The sequence below is a fragment of the Bartonella sp. AC130YNZD genome (genome assembly GCF_042196865.1).
GTDB lineage: Bacteria > Pseudomonadota > Alphaproteobacteria > Rhizobiales > Rhizobiaceae > Bartonella.
This window is the reverse complement of record NZ_JBHIQZ010000002.1, coordinates 85,231-109,082: the sequence shown is the minus strand read 5'-3', so window position 1 is coordinate 109,082 and position 23,852 is coordinate 85,231. Positions and strand designations below refer to the sequence as shown.

The window sequence follows — 23,852 nt, the reverse complement described above, 5'->3', positions numbered from 1 at the left end:
ATTTTTAAAAATCTTATTTTAAAAAATCCAATCCCATTTCACGATAACGTTCTGGATCGGTATCCCAATTATCGCGCACTTTCACAAAGAGAAAAAGATGAACCTTTTGATCCATAATTTCCATGAGTTCTTTACGTGCTGCTTGACCAATCGCTTTAATTGTATCGCCTTTTGCTCCTAAGACAATTTTTTTCTGACTCTCACGCTCGACATAAATAACTTGATTAATTTTAACGGAACCATCTGAACGCTCTTCCCAGTTTTCTGTTTCAACCGTTGAGGAATAAGGAAGTTCATCATGAAGACGAAGAAAAAGTTTTTCACGCGTAATTTCAGCAGCAAGATGACGCATAGGCATATCAGAAATTTGATCTTCCGGATAATACCATGGTCCTTCCTGCATCATGTTACTCAACGCATGAAGTAAATCCTTGCAACCAGAACCGTTTAGAGCAGAAATCATAAATGTTTGCGCAAACTTTACACGTTCATTTATTTTAGTGGTTAACGCTAGAAGAGATGATTTAACAACTGTATCAACCTTATTAAGAACAAGAACTTTTTCTTGTTTCATATTGTTTACAATATCTAACATCATATCAACTTCATCCGAAAGACCACTTTGAGCGTCAATTAAAACAAGCAGAACATCAGCGCTCTTAGCCCCTCCCCAAGCAGCAGAGACCATGGCTCGTTCTAAGCGCTTATGGGGACGAAAAACACCCGGTGTATCGACCAACACAATTTGCACATCATCATGAATGACAATACCGCGGATTAAAGTTCGTGTTGTTTGTACCTTATGTGTTACAATTGAAACCTTTGTTCCAACCAATTGATTAACCAATGTCGATTTACCGGCATTAGGCATCCCAATAAGCACAACAAACCCAGAACGCGTTTTCATAACGTCACTCATGATTATTTTTTCCCACTGTTTTCCATACACCCTCTCGTCGCAAAATTTTTTCAGCTGCCATTCTTTCAGCATATCTTTTGGAGCTTCCCTGCCCAATCTCTGAAGCAAACCCAGAAATACTGACCTCTACCATAAAAACAGGATCGTGATCTGGACCTGAACGTTTTATAACCTGATAATGTGGTTGTGCATTGCCTTGGATATGCGCCCATTCCTGTAATTCTGTCTTGGCATCACGTCGACCAGCATCCATTTTCTTTGCCCTACTTTGCCAATATTTTTGAATAAAAGGGCGAACACTTTCCAATCCTCCATCGAGATATATTACGGCAATCAAAGCTTCCACGACATCTGCATGCATATTGATAAGTCGACGCCCCTCAAAATTTTTCATCTCAAAACCAACACGGATCATATCAGGAAGTCTCATTTCACGCGCAATATCAGCACATGTCTGTGCATTGACCAGATGATTTAAACGGACTGATAATTCACCTTCACTTGCCTGAGGAAAAAGTTGATACAGCATCTCTGCAATCAAAAGCCCTAAAACCCGATCCCCTAGAAACTCTAGTCGTTCATAATTCCCCTGTTCCGAATCTTGTACACTCGAGTGTGTTAATGCCTTCTTTAACCTCTCTTCATCTTTAAAACAATGCCCCGTCAGCTTGAAAAGCTGATCAATCATGAGACGTTTCATCGTTGTTTCCTTGCTTGATAAGCGGCAAATCATGAACCGTATTTATGAAAGAAAACAAACGTTTCCAACGCACATCAAATGGCCAGCGCCAAATCTGCCAAGCACTTGAACCATTACTGATAGAAAAGAAAATCACGCTCGCGCGACCAATAAGATTTTCTTCTGGAACATAGCCTACATCTAAACGACTATCATCTGAATTGTCGCGGTTATCTCCCATCATAAAGTAATGTCCTTGAGGAACTTCAAAGACTTCTGTATCATCAACTTTCGGGATGAAAGCTAAATCAAGTGTATCATAACTGACACCGTTAGGCATTGTCTCGCGATAAACCTCAACAGGATAGTTCGCTTCCGTTATATCAGAATTATCAATCTCCCCCATAAAGTGACGTGAAACAGCCTCATCATTAATATAAAGGACACTTTGACGGACTTGTATACGATCACCTGGTAGCCCAACGACGCGTTTTATATAATCAATCTTCGGATTACTTGGTAAGCGAAAAACGACCACATCTCCACGTTGAGGTTGAGATGCCCAAATCCGTCCAGAAAAAAGAGGAGGAGAAAAGGGGATGGAAAAACGAGAATACCCATATGCATACTTAGAAACAAACAGATAATCTCCCACCAACAAAGTAGGACGCATTGAACCGGAAGGAATACTAAACGGCTGGAAAAAAAGTGTCCGAATAAACGCTGCTAAAAGCAAAGCCTGTATTAAAACAGAAATAAATTCAAGAAGCCCACCTTTTTTTTCTTTTTTATGCACTTTATCTTTTGGGATCATCACCAACTGCCTTCTCATCACAGATATAATTTTTTTCATCATAATATTCAAATAACAAAAGCACAATCTCTCACGCCATCTATCCACGTGGAAGTGCTTCGATAATAATAAATGCCTGTGCCCAAGGAAAATCATCTGTTATGCTAAGATGAATAACTGCATCATGATGAGGAGGTAATAACTTTTGAAGTTGCATTTGCGCACGATTTGTTAATTGCATTATTGGTTTACCAGATGGCAAATTAACTACCCCCATGTCTTTCCAATTGATACCACAAGCGATTCCCGTTCCTAAGGCTTTAGCACATGCTTCTTTCGCAGCAAATCTTTTTGCATAGGAAGAGGAGCTTTTTTTGAGATTTTCAGATCTATTTCTTTCAATATCCGTAAAAATCCGTTGGATAAAACGCTCACCATAACGAACCAACATTTTCTCAATACGTCGTATATCAACCAGATCATTTCCAAGACCAATAATCATAAGATATTACCCGATCTTTCTTACGATGAGCGCTTCTTTAAACGCCTTTTTTTATAATCTTTTGATATCGCTTTTGTTTAAAACGAACCGTTGCTCTGTAAACACCTATATAAGATAAACCACCAAAAACAATACCTAAAAGAGTTCCCCCTAAAATCATAGGACTCATAATTGTATCCCATGCGCCTTTAAAGAGGAGAGAGAGATTTGACAATGTCAAACCATTAAATAGAGCACGAATTTGCGAAAGAGAAATCTCTTTGACATCGCTAAAAAGTGATAAACAAAAATACCCTACTTTATAATCAGCCATGACAATCAATAAAAATGTGAGTGGATTAGAAAAAATTGTCCCAATGATTGCGGCAGCAAAGTTTGCACGCAAAAGCCAAGAAAAAAATATTGCCAAAATAATATGCAACCCAAAGAAAGGTGAACAAGCTAAAAAAACGCCAACAGCAACCCCTAATGCTACTTCATGCGGTGTTGCTGATATACGCAAAATACGTTTATGTATGTAGCAAAATGAGCGAGAAAATGAACGACGTGGCCATAACCAAAGTCGAATACGCGTTACAAAATCTATTGGTTTTCGACGACGAAAAAGCATATGACTCTCAATATACATCTTTTGATGATGAAATAATCTATATCATCCAAATTAATCTTTTTAAGCTTTTGCACAAAAAAATAGAACGACAATTAAATATTTCGACTGCCTGGTTTAATCGCGGGAAGAACAGAAAGCTCTGCAGGAAGTGCATCACTAGCATAAGAGGTTATCTCGTATTCAGCAAGCGCAATCAATGGAACTCCAACATTGACCTTACCACCAGAACGATCAAGGATACATGCACTGGCCAATACCTCTGCTCCTGCTGTAACAAGCGCTTCAACAGTCTCACGAATGGAAAGACCCGTTGTTACAATATCTTCAACAATAACAACCCGTGCACCCTTCTTGATTTCAAAACGACGCAATTCAAAGATGCCATTTACACGCTCTACCCAAAGAGAAGGAACACCAAGGTGACGTGAAGTTTCATAGGAAGGAATAAGACCCCCAATTGCGGGACCAACAACATAGTCAATTTTTCCCTCGATAGATTTTTTGATTTTTTCAGCCAATCCACGACATAACTTTTCCGTCAAGTCAGCATGCATGAATACTTTCGCTTTTTGCATATAAGTCGCACTATGGCGCCCCGATGTTAAAATAAAATGCCCTTTTAGAATAGCATCTGCTTGTTTAAAAATATCAATGACATCTTGTGTATTCATTGCAAAATCTTTCTTTTTATCCATGAACCCGCCGTACTGTACTTACTGAACCTGCCTTTTTTAACTGAGAAAAAATACGATTCAAATGTTTTAAATCCCACACTTCCAAATCAATCATAATTTCTGTAAAATCTGGTGCTGTACGGATAAAAGATAAATTTTGGATATTGGCATCGTTAGCAGAAATTATTTGTGTAATTTCAGCCAAAGAACCAGGACTATTTACAACTAAAATATTCATCCGTGCAGGAAAACGTTCATTCATTTGGGCATCAATATCCCAGCGGACATCAATCCATCGTTCTGGCTGATCATCATACGCCATCAAAGCTGAAGACTGTATTGGATAAATAACAATCCCAGCTCCTGGCTGCATAATACCAACAATCCGATCTCCAGGTACTGCTCCTTCCGGTGAAAAACGTACGGGTATATCTCCACGGGTTCCTCTAATAGGCAAGGCTTTAGATTGATGATTCTCGACCATTGCATTCTTTTCATTTTCTGGAACTTTAAAAATCATACCTTGAGCATTTTCAATATTAAACCAACCTTCTTCCCCAGGCTTAAAAGATGACTTTTGTACTACACGGTGATCTTGATAATCAGGATAAACCGCTTTAATTACATCAGCGGAAAACAGCTCTCCACGCCCAACAGCAGCCAATACATCCTCTACATCTTTACGTGCTAAACGTGGCAAAACTTTCTTCAAAAGGTCTTTTGAAAATTGCTTTCCCATATATTCAAATGAACGCTCGAGAATACGATATCCTAAACCCGAATATTGTTTACGTACCGCTGCACGACTTGCTCGTCGAATAGCTGAACGTGCTTTACCCGTGACAACAAGAAATTCCCATGCTGCTGGCGGAATTTGAGCGTGTGAGCGAATAATATCAACCTCATCACCATTTTTTAATTTGGTCATTAAAGGCATAATACGACCATTGATTTTTACACCCACACAAGAATCACCGATATCTGTATGGACGGCATAAGCAAAATCAATAGGCGTAGCTCCTTTAGGAAAAGCAATTAATCGACCTTTCGGCGTAAAACAAAAAACTTGGTCTTGAAAAAGCTCAAGTTTTGTATGTTCTAAAAACTCTTCTGGATTATCTCCATCAGACAAAGATTGTATCGTTTGACGCAACCATGCATAGGCATTCGTTTCACTTGATAACTTCACAGTCGAATAATTGGAACCGTGCTCTTTATATATGGAATGAGCAGCAACCCCATATTCAGCAACTTCATCCATAGTAGCCGTTCTAATTTGCAACTCAACACGTTGTCTTGAAGGACCAACAATTGTTGTATGAATAGAACGATAATCATTTTGCTTTGGTATAGAGATATAATCTTTAAAACGACCAGGAACCATTGGCCATGTCGTATGAATGACACCAAGAGCACGATAACAATCATTCACGGACTCAACAATCACACGAAATCCAAAAATATCCGATAATTGTTCAAAAGATAATGCTTTACTTTCCATTTTGCGAAAGACTGAATAAGATTTTTTCTGACGGCTTTTAACATCTGCTTTAATGCCATGCTCGAAAAAAAGTTTTGTCAATTCATTTTCAATTGTGGAAAGCAAATCACGGTTGTGTTTCAATAATTCAGAAAGTCGATTTGTAATCGTACGATAACCTTCTGGATTTAAATAAAAGAAAGAGAGATCCTCTAATTCCTCACGCATATCCTGCATACCCATACGGCCTGCAAGTGGCGCATAGATATCCATCGTCTCCTCAGCAATTCGCCGACGTTTATCATCACGCATAACACCAAGGGTACGCATATTATGAAGACGATCAGCAAGTTTGACTAAAAGAACACGAACATCATCAGAAATAGCAATAAGAAGTTTACGAAGATTTTCTGCTTGTACGGCTTTCTTTGATACAAGATCAAGCTTATTAAGCTTTGTAAGCCCTTCAACCAACTTTCCAATTTCAGAACCAAAAAGCTGATCAATTTCTGCTCGTGTAGCGCTTGTATCTTCAATTGTATCATGCAAAAGAGCAACAGCAATCGTTGCCTCATCCAACCGCATATCTGTCAAAATAGCAGCAACTTCTAAAGGATGAGAAAAATAAAGATCACCTGACGCACGCTTTTGATGTGCATGCTTTTTCATTGCATAATCATAGGCCCTGTTTAAAAGAGCCTCATCTACGTCAGACTTGTAACGTTGAACACGCCCAACAAGCTCACACTGACGCATCATACGAGCATATCCTTTATCTTTTCACACCCCTAATCTTTATTGAACACGTCCTATTAATAAAAGACACGAAAAATAATTGCTCCTTACATGACAAAGTATCTTTACCCCTGTAACATAAATTGCTGCAATTAATAATCGTCACTTTTTTCTGGAACAACCAAACCTTCAATACCCGCTAAAAGCTCTTCTTCTGACATATGATCAAATGAAGTACCTTCTTCTTGCGACGACGTATTAAAAACACTTTCAGCTTCACCTGAATGGGTAATAAATCCACTTGCCATTTCTGGCTCATCTACTTCCACATGCTTTTGCAGCGAATGAATAAGGTCTTCCTTTAAATCAGCAGGCGACAATGTTTCTTCTGCTATTTCACGCAAAGCAACAACTGGATTTTTATCATTATCACGATCAACCGTAATCTGCGCTCCTTGTGAAATCTGACGCGCCCGATGACCTGCTAAAAGTACCAATTCAAAGCGGTTGTCAACTTTATCAATACAATCTTCTACCGTTACGCGGGCCATTTATGCCTCTTTCTCAAATAAAAAAATTTAATAGCGGATAAAGGAGTATATACAATAATCAAAATAAAACACAAGAAAAACAACACAAACTTTTATATTTTTTGATTAAAGAACTTATTTAAAAAAAATCTTGGAAAATTTATAAAAATGTATAACCTATTCATGCTCGTTATCAAAATTTCTTTTAAAAGCATTCCAATAGATTGACCTCAAACAAAGGACGGTCTTTCTTGACAAAATACTTGTCTGGAGTCCTTATCCTTTTAAAAAGAATACCTGCTGTTTAAATCCTTTGCAATAACAGCAGTCTTATACATACTTTTTATGATAATATCTTTATCTAAAGAGAGAATTTTTTTCTTTGAACATCATGTGTATCGCACTCTTATTCATCGAATAAATTACTGAAAAATGACCTCTCTTTACACAATAATGAGCAATAAGTTTATATTAAACTTTCTGCTAAAAAAAGTTTATTTATATTCATTATAGATTATAGATTGTTTATCAAAACATAACCCGTCATATACGCTATAAAGACTCAAAAAATAGAAAAACGATTGATGCCTAACACCATGAATAGCCAATTAACATCACTGTGCCCAGAACCACCCAAAAATTGCAATTTATGTCCGAGGCTTCATCAATTTATCGCTGGCTGGCGTGTAAAAGAACCAAGTTGGTATAACGCACCGGTGCACCCATTCTTTCCTTATAAAGGGCCAGATACAACACGCCTTCTTATTGTTGGGCTTGCTCCTGGATTACGCGGAGCAAATCGAACTGGACGTCCATTTACTGGTGATTATGCTGGGCACTTACTTTATTCAACTTTAAAAAAGTTTGGTTTTGCCCAAGGAACCTTTGAAGAAAGAGCAGACGATACTCTTGAACTTATTGATGCAGCAATTGTTAACTCTGTTCGTTGTGTTCCACCAGAAAATAAACCCACCGGTGCAGAAATTAACACGTGCCGCTATTTCTTCTCACCTCTTTTAACAAATCTTCCCAAACTTAAAGCCGTTATCACTTTAGGCACCATTGCGCACCATTCAACAATACGTGCCCTTAATGCAAAAGTTTTAGCTCACCCTTTTGGACACGGCGAAATCAATAACATCGGCAGATTACGCATCTTTTCGAGCTATCACTGTTCTCGTTATAATACAAATACTGGACGCTTGACAGACGCTATGTTTCACCAAATCTTTCAAGCAGCAAAAACATACTTAGATCAATGCTAAAACTGTTTTAAATAGCGCTATAAATAAAGGATATCTAGATCGCATCCGTCATCCATACCTTTTTAAAAGTCTTGCTTTTTCACGTCCCCAATCGCGTTTTTTTTCCGTTTCGCGCTTATCATGAAGCTTTTTCCCTCGCGCTAGAGCGATCTCCAATTTAACGCGCCCTCGTTCATTAAAATAAAGTTTGAGAGGAACAAGTGTCATTCCTTCACGAGACGTTGCATTAAAAAAACGTGCCATCTCACGTTTTGAAAGTAATAATTTGCGCAAACGTCGTGGTTCATGATTAAAACGATTAGCCTGCGTATATTCAGGAATATAGCTGTTTACTAACCATAATTCCCCATTCTCAAAACTCGCATAGCTTTCAGCAATATTGGCATGATTAGAACGTAAGGACTTCACTTCCGCTCCCTGAAGGACAAGACCAGCCTCGAGATTATTAAGGATTTCAAAATTAAAACGTGCTTTACGATTGTCAGCAATTATTTTCCGTACGGGCGCGTTCTTTTTTTTATTCATGGCTTTGTCAATATCATTTTATGCTTTTAAAAGACCAGCATGACTGAGGGCTGCATCAATAATCTTCTTTGTTCTTTCTGTTAATGGAACAATAGGAGAACGCACAGTATCACCACAAAATCCTAATTTTGCAGCAGCATATTTAATACCTGCTGGACTAGGTTCAATAAACACAGCACGATTAAGAGGCATCAAGCGATCATTTAATTCTCGTGCTGTTTTATAATCACCACGAAAACAAGCAGCTTGAAGCTCTGCACACAGCTTTGGAGCAACATTGGAGGAAACTGAAATACACCCCATACCTCCATGTGCATTAAAACCTAACGCTGTACAATCATCACCGGAAAGCTGTACAAAATCCTTCCCACACTTTTCACGTTGTTCACTAACGCGTTCAATTCTGCTCGTTGCATCTTTTACACCAATGATATTGTTAAAATCTTGATAAAGGTCTTTCATCGTTTCTACAGCCATATCGATAATAGAACGACCAGGAATATTATAAATTATAATTGGAATAGAAACAGCTTTGGCAATGGAAGAAAAGTGCTTGTATAAACCAGATTGATTTGGTCTATTATAATAGGGAGTGACAACCAAAACTGCATCTGCACCAGCTTTTTGCGCGTATTGTGCAAGCTCTACGGCCTCACTTGTGCTATTTGATCCCGCTCCAGCAACAACAGGAACACGCTTTGCAACCTGCTCAACACACAATTCTATAATCCACTTATGTTCTTCATGACTTAACGTTGCTGATTCACCTGTTGTCCCAACAGGGCTTACACCGTTAATCCCTTGTGTGATCTGCCATTCAACAAAATCACAAAACGCCTTCTCATCAATCGCGCCCTTATTATCAAACGGTGTGATAAGCGCAGTTATAGCTCCCTTGAGCATGATAAACTCCCTATAATGTTTGCTTTTATTTTTTTATAATCGCCTTTTATAAATTTTAAATAGAGCATAATCTTGCTCTATCATTGAAGCAAGATGAATTTCAAAAAAAGCCCCCATAAGATGAAAATGTCCCTCCTTAAATGTTGAACATTTCTTTAAAATAAGCCGTCTATATTAACGCGTTTTTCATGCTTGTGTTCTATAAATCCTTAAGTTTTTACAAAAAGCAAGGTCTCAAGGTCTTTTCTCTATGCGTGTATTTTCCACCTCTCTTTTCGTATCAACCTTTACTGCACTTATACTGGCAATAAGAATTTTATTTTCAAGTGCATACGCGCAAACACCACTTTTGCAAGGGAAAGTACCAATCCCTTTGGTTCGCCCTACTCCCTTTACCGCAAAAAAAGCTCAAGAATCTCTTCAACAGATACACACGACATCACACAATACTGCTACACTTCAGCAACTGAAAACTGGGCTAGATGCACTAGCAAACAACAATATTGCAAAAACAATAAATCTTCGTAATTCAATGGAAAAACATAGCCTTGATCGTCATATTTTGACATGGGCGCTGGGGGTGTCAAACCAAGCTAATATACCCAGTTCTGAAATATTTAATGCAATCAACATGCTAAAAGGATGGCCAGGTATAGAAACGATGCAACGCAATGCTGAACGTGCTTTTCTTAACGAAACCAACGTCACACGCGCAATCATCCAAAAATTTTCTCATCACCCGCCCCAAACAGCACAAGGGATGGCTCTTTTCGCTAAAGCACTTATCGCAACGGGACAAACCACTCGTGCTCAACACGTTATTGCGCCATGGTGGCATAAAACACAGCTTAATGCAAAAGAAGAAGTATTTGTTCTTAAAAATGCAAACGCTGCATTAAAACCTATTGATCATTTGAAACGCATGCAGTTTATGCTGTATGCACATCGTTTTGATTCAGCAGCACGCGTTGCAAAATTAGCCCATGCTCAATCTCTTTTTAATGCTTTTGTGGCCGTTGAAAAAAATGATCCTAGAGCTACACAAAAATTAAAAGCTGTAGAGAGATCTTGGCAAAAAGATCCTCTTTTTCAGTTTGCTCGAATACGCCATCTTCGACGAACAGAGCAATATGATGCAGCAGCAGCACTCATGATGAAAACATCAAAAGATGCATTCCGCCTTATGAACCCTCATTCATTGTGGAAAGAACAACGCGCCCTTTCTCGTGAAATGCTCGATTTAAACAAACCAAAAATTGCTTATCAACTTGTTACAATGCACACTGGTATAACATCTGCATTAGCCGTCGATGCTGAGTTTCATGCAGGATGGTATGCACTACGGTTTCTTCATAACCCTAAATTGGCAATGCAGCATTTTTCACGTATTCCTCAACTCTCTTCTTTACCTTTTTATGCATCACGTGGATATTACTGGATGGGACGAACAGCAGAAACGCTAAAAGAACATCAAAATGCCCAGCAATACTTTCATCGCGCAGCTCATTTTGGTGCAACTTACTATGGTCAATTAGCCGCTGCACGACTCAACCAAAAAAAGCTTAAAGTTTTCTTTCCCAAACCAACAACCGCTGAGCGACAACATTTTAGTGCACGAAAAGCGATCAAAGCAATTCAACGTCTTGAAGCAGCCGGCTATGCTGATTTTGCTAAATTTTTTTATAGAGAGCTCGGAAAAAAAATAGAAAGCCCCGGTGAATTAGCTCTTCTGGCTGTTATGGCAGAAAAAAATGGAGACTATTATACCAGCCTCAAAATTGGAAAAATGGCTGTTTTTCAGGGGAAAAATGTCGGTGCACTCTCTCATCCTCTGGGAGCTATACCAGCTTCTGCTAATATTTCTGTAGAAGAAAAATCGCTTATCTATGCCATTGCACGCCAAGAAAGCGAATTTAATCCAACAGCCATATCAAAAGTAGGTGCACAAGGTATACTCCAATTGCTTCCTACAACAGCAAAAGCACTGGCAAAAAAATACTCAATCGCATGGTCTCCTAAAAAATTTAGCAGTGATGCTCATTATAATGCAACATTAGGTGCCCATTTTCTCAATGAACAATTAGAACGTTTTAATGGATCCTATATACTAACTCTTATTGGCTATAATGCGGGTCCCCGTCGTGTCAATGAATGGATAAAACGTTATGGCGATCCTCGAGGACAATCTCTCGATAACGTCATTGATTGGATTGAACGTATTCCTTATACAGAAACACGTAATTACGTGATGCGTGTCATGGAAAATTATGGTGTCTACAAAGCAAGACTCACTGGGAAAATAGATATAAAAACCGACTTGCTTTCTGGTCGACGAAAATAATATGCCTTAACTTCCCAAATAGCATTTGAAAGCGTTGATAAGAAGTGTTTTTATTCCTTTTTAAATAGTACCCACATACCCACCTTTTTAGGACGTATAAGAAAGTAATTTTAATTGATTCAGTATTAATAAATTCGAAATGAGAAAACCCTACGCTATTTGGGACTTTTATTTTAAATACAAAATGATGAATTATCATTATAAATCAACAGGTAGTACAAATAATTCATTTCTTCTCAACATAGACGACAATATCATAGAGATTACAAATATAAGAGAAGAGTGAAACAAATAGCTCATCCTTTTACTGTTGCTTATTAGTCAATATTCAAATCTTGTGAAACAGCATCTTTTAAGACTATTTTTCCTGCTTATAACATTTCTATACCAAATAAGAGCACGTTATTATATATATCGTTTGGATTATCTCTGATAACAGAAAGACAGACTCATTGAGTTAGAAAGCCTTAAAGACAAACAATTCTCTTCTGCCCCTTCCCTTTTCATTCGGTTTTACGACTTTTAAATATGTCAATATCTTTTAATGATGAAGATGAAGCTTTGCTTTTTTTCTCATTTTTACATATAAGCTCACATCCTTCACACAAAACAGAGCATCCCCAAATAGTATGTTTTTCTTATTTATATTATTGTTTTATTTTAATGTTTCTAAGTCCATTTCACAACGGTGTATCTGAAAAGTACTTACGAAAATCCTCTCACGAATGGTATAAAAATCGATTAGACCTTTAATTAATAAAAGCTATAGCTCTATCATCCCTTAACTCCCAATGTTGCAAAAGCCCTTTCATTTAGAGCACTCATAAGAAGTATATTCACTGCTTTTTAGAAGTTTTTTATCCATGCTCCTCCTCAACTTGTATCATAAGTAAGCAGATGGTTTTGATTGATTCAACATCAAAAAAATTCGAATAAATTATATTAGAACTTTCATTAAAATTATAAACAATCATTATAAATCAATATATTATAAGAAAAGCGCCCCGCATAAAAAATCAGCTAAATATTAGGGATACTCTAATTGTTTTATTTACTTTTGATGGTGGTGGTGGTGGAAAAGAACCAACGCGTCGAAGGGCTGCCATCGCTAATCGATCAAGTTCCGGATCACCAGCAGAGACTGCTACACGACTAGAAAAAATACTCCCCTGCTCATGCACCATAAATTCTAACTTCACCGTTCCTTTTGTACGATTGGTGCGCTGTCCCACAATATAATTTTTTTGCCTTTCTAATTGTGACTGTACCTTTGCTAACCACTCCATTAACAACATATCTTCAAGCCCTGCTGTATCGCCGCCCTTGTTGATGGAAGAAGAACGTACCGCCTTTGCATTGGAGCGCTTTATTACAGCCTTTGGCATCGGTATTGTTTTTTTGATAAACGCTTTATGCTCCACTTTTTGAGGTAGGGGTTCTTCCAAAGGCTTTAAGTCATCTTGTTCTACTATATGCTGAGGTTCTTCCGATTGAACTTCATCCACGGATTCCAATCCTTCTAACTCCTGCTCTAGGAGATCAGACTGTAATACTTCTTGCTCTGTATTAATATCCGACTCTCTATGAATATCTGGCAAGTCTGTATCAACATCCGGATATACAGTTTCTTGCACAAAAGTCAGCATAATCTCCGACGAGAGCAAACCATTACTTATACCAGTACTTTGAAAATAAAACTGTGCTGCTAATAATATATGCAAAAAGAAAGCCCCAATAAATGCACCAATCCAAAGAGTTAATAATTGTTTCGTATTTGCAAAATTCATCGTTTCTTCTGCCACTATTTTAAGCTTAATATTGGTGTTCAATCTCATTAAAACAGGCTATTTTGAAATTGCAACTTTTTTCTTGACTGATTTTATCATGTTTAATATGGTCTTCTAATGATTTTGTGCCGTTGTCAAAATCATTCCTACTTGGCTGGCAAGTTTTAATCAGTGAGTCCAGCCTTTTTGTATTAAAAAATTTCAAAACAGAGAGGGGATGTTTAAAAGGGTTATGATGTGTTATGCAAATAAGACGAAAAAATATCTATAAAAGCTGTGTAATTTTAAGTGCATTATCGGTCTGTATACCTTCATTTGTTTTTGCACAAAATAAAGATGGAAGTGCTGTCACTGAACTTAAACCAATCCTTATTAAAGGAAAAAAAATAGAAGATGCTTCAAATTCAATAACCATTCTGACTGATCGTAAGACCAACAAGAATATTGATGAAAGACAAATAACTGATGTTTATGATGTGAGTCGTCTTAATCCTTCCGTATCCTATAACTCAGAAAATAACAGTTTCGTTATTCGGGGTCTAGATGCAAACCGTGTTCTTACGACAATGGATGGTATTTCTCTTCCATGGTTTAATGATATATTCCGTGGTGGAGGTGGAAACACAACTTTTGATTTCAATGCTCTTTCTACGTTTGATACTATTCAAGGATCAGATTCTAGTCTTTATGGTTCTGGCGCCTTAGGGGGAATCATTGCGTTGCGTACCCTTGATCCTGAAGACCTGATCGTGGAAGAAAAGAATTGGGGAAGCCTTATAAAAGGTGGTTATAATTCTGTTGATAACAGCTGGCGCATCGATCAAGCTTTTGCTGTGCGTAATTACCGGACATTTTTACTTTTTCAAGGATCTTATGTAGAAGGTCATGAGCGCAAAAATATGGGAACAATAGAAGGGTATGAGGAACGCACGCGCAAAAACCCTTCTCACTTTGATAAAAATAACTTGCTTTTTAAAATTCATCAATATTTGAGTGATAATCACCGCCTTGGTTTTACCGCAGAGCGTTTTGGTCATAATAGTAACACACATGAATTAAATTCGTCTAAAAGATACGCTCCAGGTTCCGTTTATGAGCAGGATAATAAACTTCGTGAGCGCTTTTCTCTTTCTTATAATTATAATGGTAATGGTGATGCAGTTCTTGATGTGTTTAATGGGCAGCTTTATTGGCAAAGGCAATCAAGTCGTTACGTTATGACAGGCGTTCGTGTTTCAGCACCCAAAGGGGATTATTTGAGAGATAATTTCTTGCGTAATATCAATTATGGTTTCAATGCTGATGCCCTTAAAAAAGTGGATTTTGGCACTATAGACCATACGTTAAAGTTTGTAATGAATGTTTCGTCATCTAAATTTCATCACTATTTGTTAGGTAAAGACAATTGTCATATAAAAGAATACGCTCGGGGATGTCTTTTTGTTCCTGCTAATCGATCAGATTCACCAGACACAAATGGTTACAATTTAGGTTTTGTTTTTGAAGATGAAATTGGGTTGGTTGATGATCGTTTTCGTGTAATACCGGGAATCCGGTATGATTGGTACAAATATGTTCCTCAGAAAACACCTTCTTATGAGAAAGCACTGATTTCTGATAAATTCCCTCCAGAAAGAAGTGGTTCACGCTTTTCTCCTAAATTACGTGTGGAGTGGGATGTTCGTAATCAAGTAACGCTTTATGCTCAGTGGGCACAGGCTTTTCGTGCACCACGTATTTCAGAACTTTACGTCTCTTATATCAAACCTTCTGCTTATTATGTGAAAGGGAATCCTGATCTTCAACCAGAAACAAGCAATGGGTATGATGTTGGTCTACGGTATGGAAATGTAAATTTCGGTGGTTCCTTCAATGCCTTTTTCAATCAATATAAGAATTTCATAGATACTGAGGATAGAGGGCCATCAGAGGAATTTAGATTTGCGCGTCGGCATTACATGAATCGTTTTCACGTGCAAATTTTTGGTGTTGAAACAAAAGCCCATTTAGTTCTTAAAAATGGTTTTCATAGCAATGTTGCTCTTGCTTATTCACAAGGAAAAGATCTTGATAAAAAGGAGTATCTTAACTCAATTCCTCCTTTGAAAGCAGTTATCGGATTAGGATATGCAAAAGAGGTTTGGGGAAGCGATATTATCCTTACTTTGGCAGCTAAACGTGACAAAGTAGCCGGAGAATCTGATTACCAAAAAATTCCAGGATATCATGTCGTTGATATGACAGGGTGGTGGAAACCATTCGGTGAAACGGGACCTATTCTAAGAGCCGGTGTTTATAATCTTTTCAATACAAAATATTGGAATGTATCTGAACTTCCTTCAGGTAAAAGTTCAACACCAAAAGATTATTATAGCCAGCCTGGTCGTAACTTTAAGGTGTCGTTTGTACAAAAGTTTTAGTCACTTCTGTTAATTATTCGGTCAATAAAATCGTATTGATAAAAGGATTAATTATTGTGTTTCTATTTTCAACATCTTTTAAATTACAAAGATTTGGTAGAAAAGTTTTAATTCTTTCTGTTTTATCGTTTTTTGATTGCTCAGCTGTTGGCGATAGAGTGTTATTTTGTGATAGATTGAACTCTTAAAAGAATTTAATTTATTGCCTTGGAATTGTAAAATTTGAAAGTTAGTTTTTGAGTTAAGTAACATAAGGTAAATTCATGGCACATACAGCTGAAATGATTCTTCGTTTGCGTGAAGAAAAAAAAGAAATGCGAAACCGCGATTTTGCGGTTTCGATTGGTATATCTGAAGCAGAGCTTATTGCGGCTTATTGTACCATTGGAAAAGCAAAAAGGCTACAAACTGATGTTGCTACTCTCTTAGAAAATGCACCTCGACTTGGAACCGTCATGGTCTTAACTCGCAATGAATATGCTGTTCACGAAATAACGGGACGTTTTGAAAAAATTGTTCAAAACGAACATATTCCTATCACACTTGGTGAAATTGATTTGCGTATTTTTACAAAACAATGGAAGTTCGGTTTTGAATATGATGTCGTTATTCTTGGAAAACCTACAAAAAGTCTGCAATTCTTTGATCAACATGGCGTTGCTATTTTAAAGGTCTATTCTAAAGATATGACAAATATGGAAGAGTGGAATAAACTTGTTGAAAAGCTCCTTCTTGAAGATCAGTCTCCTGTTCTTAACATTCTTCCCGTTTCTCTTCCAGCCCAATGTGACATAACAGAATTGGATATTGAGAGTTTTCGGGATCGTTGGCGGAAAATGACAGATGTACACCAACTTCACAAAATTATTTCCGAATTTAAAATTAATCGACATCATGCTGTAAAATATGTTGGTAATGAATTTGCCGATGAATTACAGGTAAATGCTGTTGAAATAATGCTTACCCAAGTCGCACAACAAGAACTGCCAATCATGTGTTTTGTTGGGAATAAAGGGTGTATTCAAATTTTTAGTGGGACTGTAAAAAATATTAAGCAAATGGGACCTTGGCTTAATGTTCTTGATCCAAGATTTGACCTTCATTTACTCACGTCCGGAATTGCTAGAGTATGGCATGTTCGCAAACCTACCCGTGATGGTTATGTCAGTTCACTTGAAGTTTTCGATAAAGATGATGAGATGGTTATTCAATTCTTTGGCGTACGCAAGGAGGGTCAAAAAGAACGTGAAGATTGGCGTTCTTTATTGAATAGTTTGCCATCATGCCAAGAAAACAGCAGTAACTAAGATAAGGTTAGACATGTTCATATCTCTTTTACATAGGTTATCAAACCTTTTTCTTACGTGTTTACTGCTCTCTCTTACTTGTTTTTCTAAACAAGTAATTGCTGAACCTGCAACGCGTTTTCCTGAAAATGCTCGAATTGTTTCTATCGGCGGAGCACTTACAGAAATTGTCTATGCATTGGGAGCCCAAGATCAACTTGTCGCTCGTGATAGTACAAGCGTCTACCCACAAGAAGCGCTCAAGCTTCCTGTGCTTGGATATATGCGTGCTCTTTCACCTGAAGGTGTTTTATCACTTGCTCCAGAGGGTATATTGCTTGTTGAAGGAAGTGGTCCCGCTTCAACAATTGATATTCTCAAAAAAACATCGATACCTCTGGTGATTATACCAGAAGACTACTCTCGTGAAAATGTGATAGAAAAGATTCGCCTCGTTGGTCAAGCCATTCATCGGGAAGTGCAAGCCGCGGCGTTAATTGAGAAATTGAAGCGTAATTTTTTAGACAACGATGCGCTTTTGGCGAAAGTAACAACACCAAAGCGTGTTCTTTTTGTTTTCTCTGTGCAAAATGGACGCGTCATGGCATCTGGAACAGGTACTGCAGCTGATAGTATGATCAAACTTTCAGGCGCTATCAATGCTATCACCGATTATAAAGGATATAAACTTCTCAACGGCGAAGCATTATTGAAATCAGATCCTGATGTTATTTTGCTTGTAAAACATGGTGCAAGATCAACCAGCATTGATAAGATTTTAGCCATACCGGCAGTTCAAGCAACAACTGCAGCGAAAAATCATGCCATAAAACAGATGGATGCTATGTATTTTTTGGGATTTGGTCCACGTACTGCAGACGCATCAAGAGAGCTTATTGAGATACTTTATGGTGCACATCAAAACGGTAAGAGCTGATAAAAATGGTAGACGGTACATCCAGGATGCATTTACCTAAAGAAAAAGAAGGTAAAAAAATAAACCGTTCAAAACAGGGGAAGATTTTATTATTAAGCTTAATAATATTCCTTATTTTCAGTATTTTTGGTGGGCTCTTGAATGGTGCAGCAAAGGTTTCTTTCGTTGATCTCCTCCATGTGATGCTTACACAAGATTTTTCGGTAAGTAGTAAAACGCGTGATTACCTCGTGCTCATCGACATAAGGCTTCCCCGTGTTATCTTGGGATTATTGATTGGAGCAGCTTTAGCTGTCTCCGGTGTTCTTATGCAAGGGCTTTTTCGTAATCCTCTTGCAGATCCCGGAATTGTAGGTGTATCAGCAGGTGCTGGACTTGGAGCAGTCTTAGCAATTGTTGTCGGCATTGCTTTTCCTGTTTCTTTTGCACCTTTTCTAGAGCCTTATAAAGTTATCATAGGTGCTTTTTTTGGTGGACTTTTATCAACGATTATTCTCTACATAATAGCAACGCATAACAGCTTTACCTCTATTGCAACCATGCTGCTTGCTGGTATTGCTCTTGGTGCATTAAGCAGTGCTGTTGTCGGAACATTGATTTTTGTCGCAAATGATCAACAACTGCGTGATATCACTTTTTGGAGTCTGGGCTCTCTTGCGGGCGCTACATGGTTGAAAGTATGGCTCGTTCTCCCTTTTATTGTTATTGGTCTTCTTTTCTCTCCCTTTTTATCACGAGCACTTAATGCCCTTGCTCTTGGAGAAGCTGTTGCTGGCCATATTGGTTTCCATATTCAACGCGTCAAAAATATTGCTATTCCTCTTGTTGCTCTTATGTGCGGCAGTGCTGTTGCTGTCAGTGGTGGTATTGGTTTTATTGGTATTATTGTTCCTCATATTTTACGTCAGCTCATTGGTCCTGATCATCGCTATCTCATTCCTTGCTCTGCTCTCTTGGGAGCAGCATTACTTATTTTTGCTGATATGTTTGCACGCTTAATTGTTGCCCCCGCAGAATTGCCGATTGGGATTGTAACAGCACTTTTTGGTGCACCTTTCTTTCTATGGATCCTTATATGCAAACGAGGAACAGACTTTTCATGATTGAAGCGACAAATATTTGTGTTCAGCGCGGAAAGAAGCAGATTCTTAAACACATTAATCTTCAAGCTAAAAGTGGTGCATTTACCATTATTATTGGTCCTAATGGATCAGGAAAAAGTACTTTTATCAAAGCTCTGAGTGGTGAAATTCCTTACAGTGGAAAAATAACCTTAAATGGTTATAATGTATGCCAAACAAAAACTCATGTAATGGCAAAAATGCGCGCTGTACTACCACAATCAACAACGCTCGTATTTCCATTCTTAGTCCATGAAGTTGTAGGGCTTGGCCTTTCTGTAAACCAATTTAGCATTACCAAAGCCGAATTGCAAAATCTTATCCAGAAAGCTTTAGAGTGCGTTGACCTTTCTGATTATGGCAACCTGTATTATCACCAATTATCAGGCGGAGAACAAGCTAGAGTGCAACTTGCCCGTGTACTTTGCCAAGTCTGGAAACCTGTTCATAATGGGATTCCTCGCTGGATGATATTAGATGAACCTATTGCTAGCCTCGATATTCAACATCAAATCATCGTTATGGATATTGCTAAACAATTTGCTCATTCTGGTGGCGGCGTTCTTGCTGTTCTTCATGACCTCAATCTCGCGGCACATTATGCAGATAACATGATCTTGCTCAAGGAAGGTAAGATTTATTGCGAAGGAAATGCAACTAATGTTTTGACAACACAAAATCTCCGCAATGTTTATCATTGTTCTTTAAACGTTTCTGAATTACCTAAAGAAGATATCCCTTTTATACTCCCTCAAACGACATCCTCCTATGAAATTAGATCTCTAAGCTATCGGCTTCAATCTAAAAACTAAAGTCCATAGCAAAATAAAACACGCAAATATTCAAGAATCTTTTTTATTTTTATATGAATTCCTTTTTGTCATCTATCATAAAAAAAGAAGACCAATTACCCTAAAGATATTTTTTGAAAAAAATACCAGTTTAAAATCTTTCAAGATTTTACGTAACTAAAAACATGTGAAGTTTTGTTTTGTTATCAAATTTTTAGATAATACGAATTTATACAACATAAATATGCGTTTTCCCACTCTTTCTATCACTTTTATCTTTATAAAAATGATTCAAGAAATACATACAAATGCCTTTGTTATAATAACGGGTGTATTATTTATATCTTCTAAGGACTATATAGAAATCAAGTACCTTTCTCCCCTCCATAAAAGATTTATTTGTAGCTTTAATGGTAATGTTTTCTTTATAACACATATACTTTAGCTTTTTTTATAAATAAATATTGATTTACAATGATATTTTTACTTTTCTCTCTCTATTAAAAAATTGTTTATTGGCATATCATAAAGAATTAACCTATTGAATAAAAACTTTAAAATAAACTCAATAACGCTTCTTGTAAGCCCCCTAATGCAAAAACAATACGGAATATAGGGATGAGGAGAGAGTATAGAAATAGCGTTGCTCTGCTGCTTCACAAGCATAACGATGATTCCACTCAAAGGGGTACACTATCATTTACAGATAAAGCCTCCTACCATGGCAATGTAAAGAAATGAAATCGACAACAAGGTGAAAAATATCTTTATAAGATGAATTAACTCATACAGGGGTATGCTATTTTTGCACAAAAAACGCTAAAAATATTGTACTTTTTTATGCCTCAGGTTGAATAATTTTATTACCTTCCCCTATCAAAACACCTTATGAAAAAATATATCTCCAGATCTCTTCACGGCACAGTTTAAATGATTTTTACACATTTTCCCTATGTTATCGTACAATTATAAAAAAGTTATGATTTTCTTTTTTTTATAATAAATTATATCCTTAACTCTTTCTTTCAATCATTTTAAAATTGTTTTTTGACTCTCTCAAGTATCCTATTAACAATATAGATTTCCTTTTCATATGCATAGAAAATAACGCGGAATTGCTCCGCGTTAACAAAATTATCAAGGTGTATAGATTATTATTATTACTTAAACATACTCATGATTTTATAGCATAGACAACGGTTGTATTAACAGGGCGCGTTTCTGCCTCACCCGTATGGGAAAGAGTTACCTTGTGTGTATGTGCACCAGCAGAAGCTGTTCTCCCTTTCAGGGTCGCATTATAAGTATAATGATTCGGGAGTCTCCCAATATCACCAACGGGCCATCCTACCCCTTGATACTCAAAATTATGCGCATGCTCGCCTGCGTTTTCAATACTCCCAATATGCGTATGTGATTTTATGCTATCTTGTTGTTCATCTGCAAACTTTCTACCACCATCTAAACCCCGACCATTATCAAAGCCGCGTAAAAACATACCTCTAAAATCAGGAACTTTAAAAGTTTTATTGCTGTCTTTTCCCCATTTATCACCTATTGCCTCGAATAACTGCGGATAATCTTCACGCTTATAGGCTTTACCATCACATAAAAGCCAACCATTTGGCACATTTTGCATAGCAAATGTTGCAATGAATCCAGAGGGGAAACTTTCTATCTTTGGTGGTGTAGGGTTTAATAAATACCAACCCTCATGCTCTTTTATTAAAACACCATTATTGTATACTATTTCATAAATGCCATCTGTTTGAAATTCTCCACCTTCTAATGGTATAACCCCCGTATCAGTGGCTTTATAGATAAGCTTTTCTCCTATATTATTAACAGTTATTGTTGTCACGCCAATATTTACACCACAAGCTTTAAAACGTATGACGATATCATTGTTGTATTTTTTTATAGGCGAAACTGTCTTTAAGGTAATTAATGTTGTTTTATCTTCCAAATTTACTATAAAGCTTGAATTAATAGATCCACCATTATCTGCAAGATATTCGCGCACGCGCTGCATCATCGCCCGTGCACTATCATTAACAGAACTAGGCGGCTGTCCTTCTGCCCAATTAATGATACTATCTGAATAAGCATTTTCATCAGCCTTTAGAGACCAATCGTAAATATTAGACATTTTAAATCCCCCATTATTTTCATAGTTTTTCTAACAACTTCTCGTTCTGTGCACTAAAATGTGCTGCCGCTGTTGACTGGTACATCATAACCACTGCACCATCCTTATTTACGTATTTTATCTCTCTTCACTCCTTCCAATTTTATAACCTAAATTCACCAGACGCTTTTCATAACATTAGTATTAATGCTTTCTCTTCTAATGTATAATCTAACTACCTCATCTGATGTTACTTAATATCTTGTTTTGTTGCTTTGCTGTTGTTATATAATTATTTTTTAAATCTTGCATCTTGTTGCAAAATTTATAAATACTATTCAAATTTTTCCTTATTATGGATTTCATATAACCATTACTGAATGTAATAACTTATCATCCACATAGAAAGTTTCTGACTTAAACATTATCTTTTTTTATTTTTTCAATAGCTTAAATCTATCTCGTCGATATTTTATACCATATATTTTAAACAAAGAAATTCTATCTTTTAGCTATCATTTGTATTAAAATTTTAAAAATTAGCTTCAAATTTTTTATATGCTTCATTATGTTTTTATTCCCACGCACATACTTTGTTCTATTTTATTCAATTTATTTCTGAAATTGTGTCACAAGATTAGCACCAATGTTTTTTTGAATAAGCTTTTGTTCAATCTAAAGGTATCACAGAAAATATATTCAATATGGACATTTGCTCCACACTTTCATTAAACTGGAAATAAAATACTTGGAAATATTAAATATCACACACCTTCACAAAATTTGAAGGTTGTATCCGATCCGGAAAAAATTAAAAAGCATAACCTCACCCCTCCTCCAATTTTTATGAACAATATCCTTGTTTTTTAAACGCCCCATAACCAACTTTTCCCCTCCCACACTTAGCACATCTCCCTCTATATATTATTATATGTATATTTTTTTTGCAAGAACAATAAATCATTCTAAACAACATCTTGCAATTATTGGTGTTCTTCTTAATTCAAGACAATATTATTTTTAATAATAAAGATTAGGTATTGTTTCACGCTTTTGTTTATCGCATTCTTAATGGGAACATCCCCTCATGAAGAATAGAATACCCCAAACAAAATATAATAATATTGCATATTACGCACTTTTTAAGAAATATTGCTCAAAATATACTCCTTTCATTTTACGACAGCGCACGTCCATGATACAATAGCAAGCCATTATAGATCATCAGCTTTAAGATTTTGAAGATACAAGTGGAATCCATCATACATTTTGTTGTCCCCCACGTTTTGACAGCCTCACATCTTAGAATGTTTATTAAATGACATTTGGCTTCCTTTCTTCAAGTGCTTTGCCCTATACGCTCCCACTTATGACGTGCAAGGAAATGTTTTTATATGAAAAGATATATGATGAGAGGATCTTATGG

19 protein-coding genes are annotated in these 23,852 nt (G+C 36.9%); 7 read left to right on the top strand and 12 right to left on the bottom strand.

The features are described from left to right. Positions 1-13: 13 nt before the first annotated feature. From era to rpoZ, 8 genes are all read right to left on the bottom strand, one after another. Complete coding sequence (era, locus tag ACFINU_RS01390; protein WP_012754937.1) at positions 14-919, bottom strand: GTPase Era; 906 nt, start codon at positions 917-919, stop codon at positions 14-16. Further along, the gene (gene rnc / locus ACFINU_RS01385; protein ID WP_375617639.1) at positions 912-1,619 is read right to left on the bottom strand and encodes a ribonuclease III; all 708 of its coding nucleotides are present in this window, start codon (positions 1,617-1,619) and stop codon (positions 912-914) included. Before rnc ends, era begins: the two co-directional genes overlap by 8 nt. Beyond that, entirely contained in the window at positions 1,600-2,412 is an 813-nt protein-coding gene (gene lepB / locus ACFINU_RS01380) for a signal peptidase I (RefSeq protein ID WP_375617638.1), read from the bottom strand. The genes rnc and lepB overlap by 20 nt, the downstream gene beginning before the upstream one ends. Before the next feature lie 79 nt (positions 2,413-2,491). Then, positions 2,492-2,893, bottom strand: coding sequence for a holo-ACP synthase (gene acpS, locus ACFINU_RS01375; protein WP_375606308.1), 402 nt, complete (start codon positions 2,891-2,893; stop codon positions 2,492-2,494). Between the two features lie 37 nt (positions 2,894-2,930). Further along, positions 2,931-3,503: a DUF2062 domain-containing protein gene (locus tag ACFINU_RS01370; protein ID WP_375617637.1), complete on the bottom strand. Its 573-nt coding sequence runs from the start codon at positions 3,501-3,503 to the stop codon at positions 2,931-2,933. Between the two features lie 92 nt (positions 3,504-3,595). Beyond that, the gene (gene pyrE, locus ACFINU_RS01365) at positions 3,596-4,174 is read right to left on the bottom strand and encodes an orotate phosphoribosyltransferase (RefSeq protein ID WP_375617711.1); all 579 of its coding nucleotides are present in this window, start codon (positions 4,172-4,174) and stop codon (positions 3,596-3,598) included. A gap of 16 nt (positions 4,175-4,190) precedes the next feature. Next, positions 4,191-6,416 (bottom strand): RelA/SpoT family protein, encoded by a 2,226-nt coding sequence (locus tag ACFINU_RS01360; RefSeq protein ID WP_375617636.1) that lies wholly within the window; start codon positions 6,414-6,416, stop codon positions 4,191-4,193. A 128-nt stretch (positions 6,417-6,544) separates the two neighbouring features. Continuing rightward, the gene (gene rpoZ, locus ACFINU_RS01355) at positions 6,545-6,943 is read right to left on the bottom strand and encodes a DNA-directed RNA polymerase subunit omega (protein WP_375617635.1); all 399 of its coding nucleotides are present in this window, start codon (positions 6,941-6,943) and stop codon (positions 6,545-6,547) included. Positions 6,944-7,518: 575 nt separating this feature from the next. Between rpoZ and ACFINU_RS01350 the strand changes: the two genes are divergently transcribed. Next, positions 7,519-8,187 (top strand): uracil-DNA glycosylase, encoded by a 669-nt coding sequence (locus ACFINU_RS01350; protein ID WP_375617710.1) that lies wholly within the window; start codon positions 7,519-7,521, stop codon positions 8,185-8,187. A gap of 48 nt (positions 8,188-8,235) precedes the next feature. Here ACFINU_RS01350 and smpB read toward each other — a convergent pair whose 3' ends face one another. After that, positions 8,236-8,712 (bottom strand): SsrA-binding protein SmpB, encoded by a 477-nt coding sequence (gene smpB, locus ACFINU_RS01345; protein WP_012231306.1) that lies wholly within the window; start codon positions 8,710-8,712, stop codon positions 8,236-8,238. Positions 8,713-8,730: 18 nt separating this feature from the next. Then, positions 8,731-9,615, bottom strand: coding sequence for a 4-hydroxy-tetrahydrodipicolinate synthase (gene dapA, locus ACFINU_RS01340; protein WP_375617634.1), 885 nt, complete (start codon positions 9,613-9,615; stop codon positions 8,731-8,733). 250 nt (positions 9,616-9,865) lie between these two features. On the opposite strand from dapA, the gene ACFINU_RS01335 reads away from it, so the two are divergent. After that, entirely contained in the window at positions 9,866-11,956 is a 2,091-nt protein-coding gene (locus ACFINU_RS01335) for a lytic transglycosylase domain-containing protein (RefSeq protein ID WP_375617633.1), read from the top strand. Between the two features lie 1,016 nt (positions 11,957-12,972). Here the strand turns inward: ACFINU_RS01335 and ACFINU_RS01330 are convergent. After that, a complete protein-coding gene (locus ACFINU_RS01330; RefSeq protein WP_375617709.1) occupies positions 12,973-13,743 on the bottom strand; it encodes an energy transducer TonB in 771 nt (256 codons plus the stop codon). Positions 13,744-13,985: 242 nt separating this feature from the next. Here ACFINU_RS01330 and ACFINU_RS01325 point away from each other — a divergent pair, with 242 nt between their 5' ends. The 5 genes from ACFINU_RS01325 to ACFINU_RS01305 all read left to right on the top strand — a co-directional run bounded on the left by ACFINU_RS01325 (position 13,986) and on the right by ACFINU_RS01305 (position 20,319). Continuing rightward, complete coding sequence (locus ACFINU_RS01325; protein ID WP_375617632.1) at positions 13,986-16,163, top strand: TonB-dependent hemoglobin/transferrin/lactoferrin family receptor; 2,178 nt, start codon at positions 13,986-13,988, stop codon at positions 16,161-16,163. 263 nt (positions 16,164-16,426) lie between these two features. Next, entirely contained in the window at positions 16,427-17,470 is a 1,044-nt protein-coding gene (locus tag ACFINU_RS01320; protein ID WP_375617631.1) for a hemin-degrading factor, read from the top strand. Between the two features lie 13 nt (positions 17,471-17,483). Next, entirely contained in the window at positions 17,484-18,386 is a 903-nt protein-coding gene (locus ACFINU_RS01315) for a hemin ABC transporter substrate-binding protein (protein WP_375611206.1), read from the top strand. Positions 18,387-18,391: 5 nt separating this feature from the next. Beyond that, the gene (locus ACFINU_RS01310; protein ID WP_375617630.1) at positions 18,392-19,489 is read left to right on the top strand and encodes a FecCD family ABC transporter permease; all 1,098 of its coding nucleotides are present in this window, start codon (positions 18,392-18,394) and stop codon (positions 19,487-19,489) included. Continuing rightward, positions 19,486-20,319, top strand: a complete 834-nt coding sequence (locus ACFINU_RS01305; protein ID WP_375617629.1) for a heme ABC transporter ATP-binding protein — start codon at positions 19,486-19,488, stop codon at positions 20,317-20,319. The genes ACFINU_RS01310 and ACFINU_RS01305 overlap by 4 nt, the downstream gene beginning before the upstream one ends. Before the next feature lie 1,153 nt (positions 20,320-21,472). Here the strand turns inward: ACFINU_RS01305 and ACFINU_RS01300 are convergent. Next, positions 21,473-22,447 carry a tail fiber protein gene (locus tag ACFINU_RS01300; protein ID WP_375617628.1) on the bottom strand — a complete coding sequence of 325 codons (975 nt, stop codon included), beginning with the start codon at positions 22,445-22,447 and terminating at the stop codon, positions 21,473-21,475. Positions 22,448-23,852 lie beyond the last annotated feature (1,405 nt).

Bases quoted from the DNA above. Each gene is read 5' to 3' on its own strand.
- ACFINU_RS01370 (WP_375617637.1), bottom strand. From the start codon at position 3,503: ATGCTTTTTCGTCGTCGAAAACCAATAGATTTTGTAACGCGTATTCGA.
- ACFINU_RS01325 (WP_375617632.1), top strand. From the start codon at position 13,986: ATGCAAATAAGACGAAAAAATATCTATAAAAGCTGTGTAATTTTAAGT.
- lepB (WP_375617638.1), bottom strand. From the start codon at position 2,412: ATGATCCCAAAAGATAAAGTGCATAAAAAAGAAAAAAAAGGTGGGCTT.
- dapA (WP_375617634.1), bottom strand. From the start codon at position 9,615: ATGCTCAAGGGAGCTATAACTGCGCTTATCACACCGTTTGATAATAAG.
- acpS (WP_375606308.1), bottom strand. From the start codon at position 2,893: ATGATTATTGGTCTTGGAAATGATCTGGTTGATATACGACGTATTGAG.
- ACFINU_RS01300 (WP_375617628.1), bottom strand. From the start codon at position 22,447: ATGTCTAATATTTACGATTGGTCTCTAAAGGCTGATGAAAATGCTTAT.
- ACFINU_RS01320 (WP_375617631.1), top strand. From the start codon at position 16,427: ATGGCACATACAGCTGAAATGATTCTTCGTTTGCGTGAAGAAAAAAAA.
- ACFINU_RS01335 (WP_375617633.1), top strand. From the start codon at position 9,866: ATGCGTGTATTTTCCACCTCTCTTTTCGTATCAACCTTTACTGCACTT.
- ACFINU_RS01310 (WP_375617630.1), top strand. From the start codon at position 18,392: ATGGTAGACGGTACATCCAGGATGCATTTACCTAAAGAAAAAGAAGGT.
- era (WP_012754937.1), bottom strand. From the start codon at position 919: ATGAGTGACGTTATGAAAACGCGTTCTGGGTTTGTTGTGCTTATTGGG.
- ACFINU_RS01330 (WP_375617709.1), bottom strand. From the start codon at position 13,743: ATGAATTTTGCAAATACGAAACAATTATTAACTCTTTGGATTGGTGCA.
- ACFINU_RS01350 (WP_375617710.1), top strand. From the start codon at position 7,519: ATGAATAGCCAATTAACATCACTGTGCCCAGAACCACCCAAAAATTGC.
- pyrE (WP_375617711.1), bottom strand. From the start codon at position 4,174: ATGAATACACAAGATGTCATTGATATTTTTAAACAAGCAGATGCTATT.
- smpB (WP_012231306.1), bottom strand. From the start codon at position 8,712: ATGAATAAAAAAAAGAACGCGCCCGTACGGAAAATAATTGCTGACAAT.
- ACFINU_RS01360 (WP_375617636.1), bottom strand. From the start codon at position 6,416: ATGATGCGTCAGTGTGAGCTTGTTGGGCGTGTTCAACGTTACAAGTCT.
- ACFINU_RS01315 (WP_375611206.1), top strand. From the start codon at position 17,484: ATGTTCATATCTCTTTTACATAGGTTATCAAACCTTTTTCTTACGTGT.
- rnc (WP_375617639.1), bottom strand. From the start codon at position 1,619: ATGAAACGTCTCATGATTGATCAGCTTTTCAAGCTGACGGGGCATTGT.
- rpoZ (WP_375617635.1), bottom strand. From the start codon at position 6,943: ATGGCCCGCGTAACGGTAGAAGATTGTATTGATAAAGTTGACAACCGC.
- ACFINU_RS01305 (WP_375617629.1), top strand. From the start codon at position 19,486: ATGATTGAAGCGACAAATATTTGTGTTCAGCGCGGAAAGAAGCAGATT.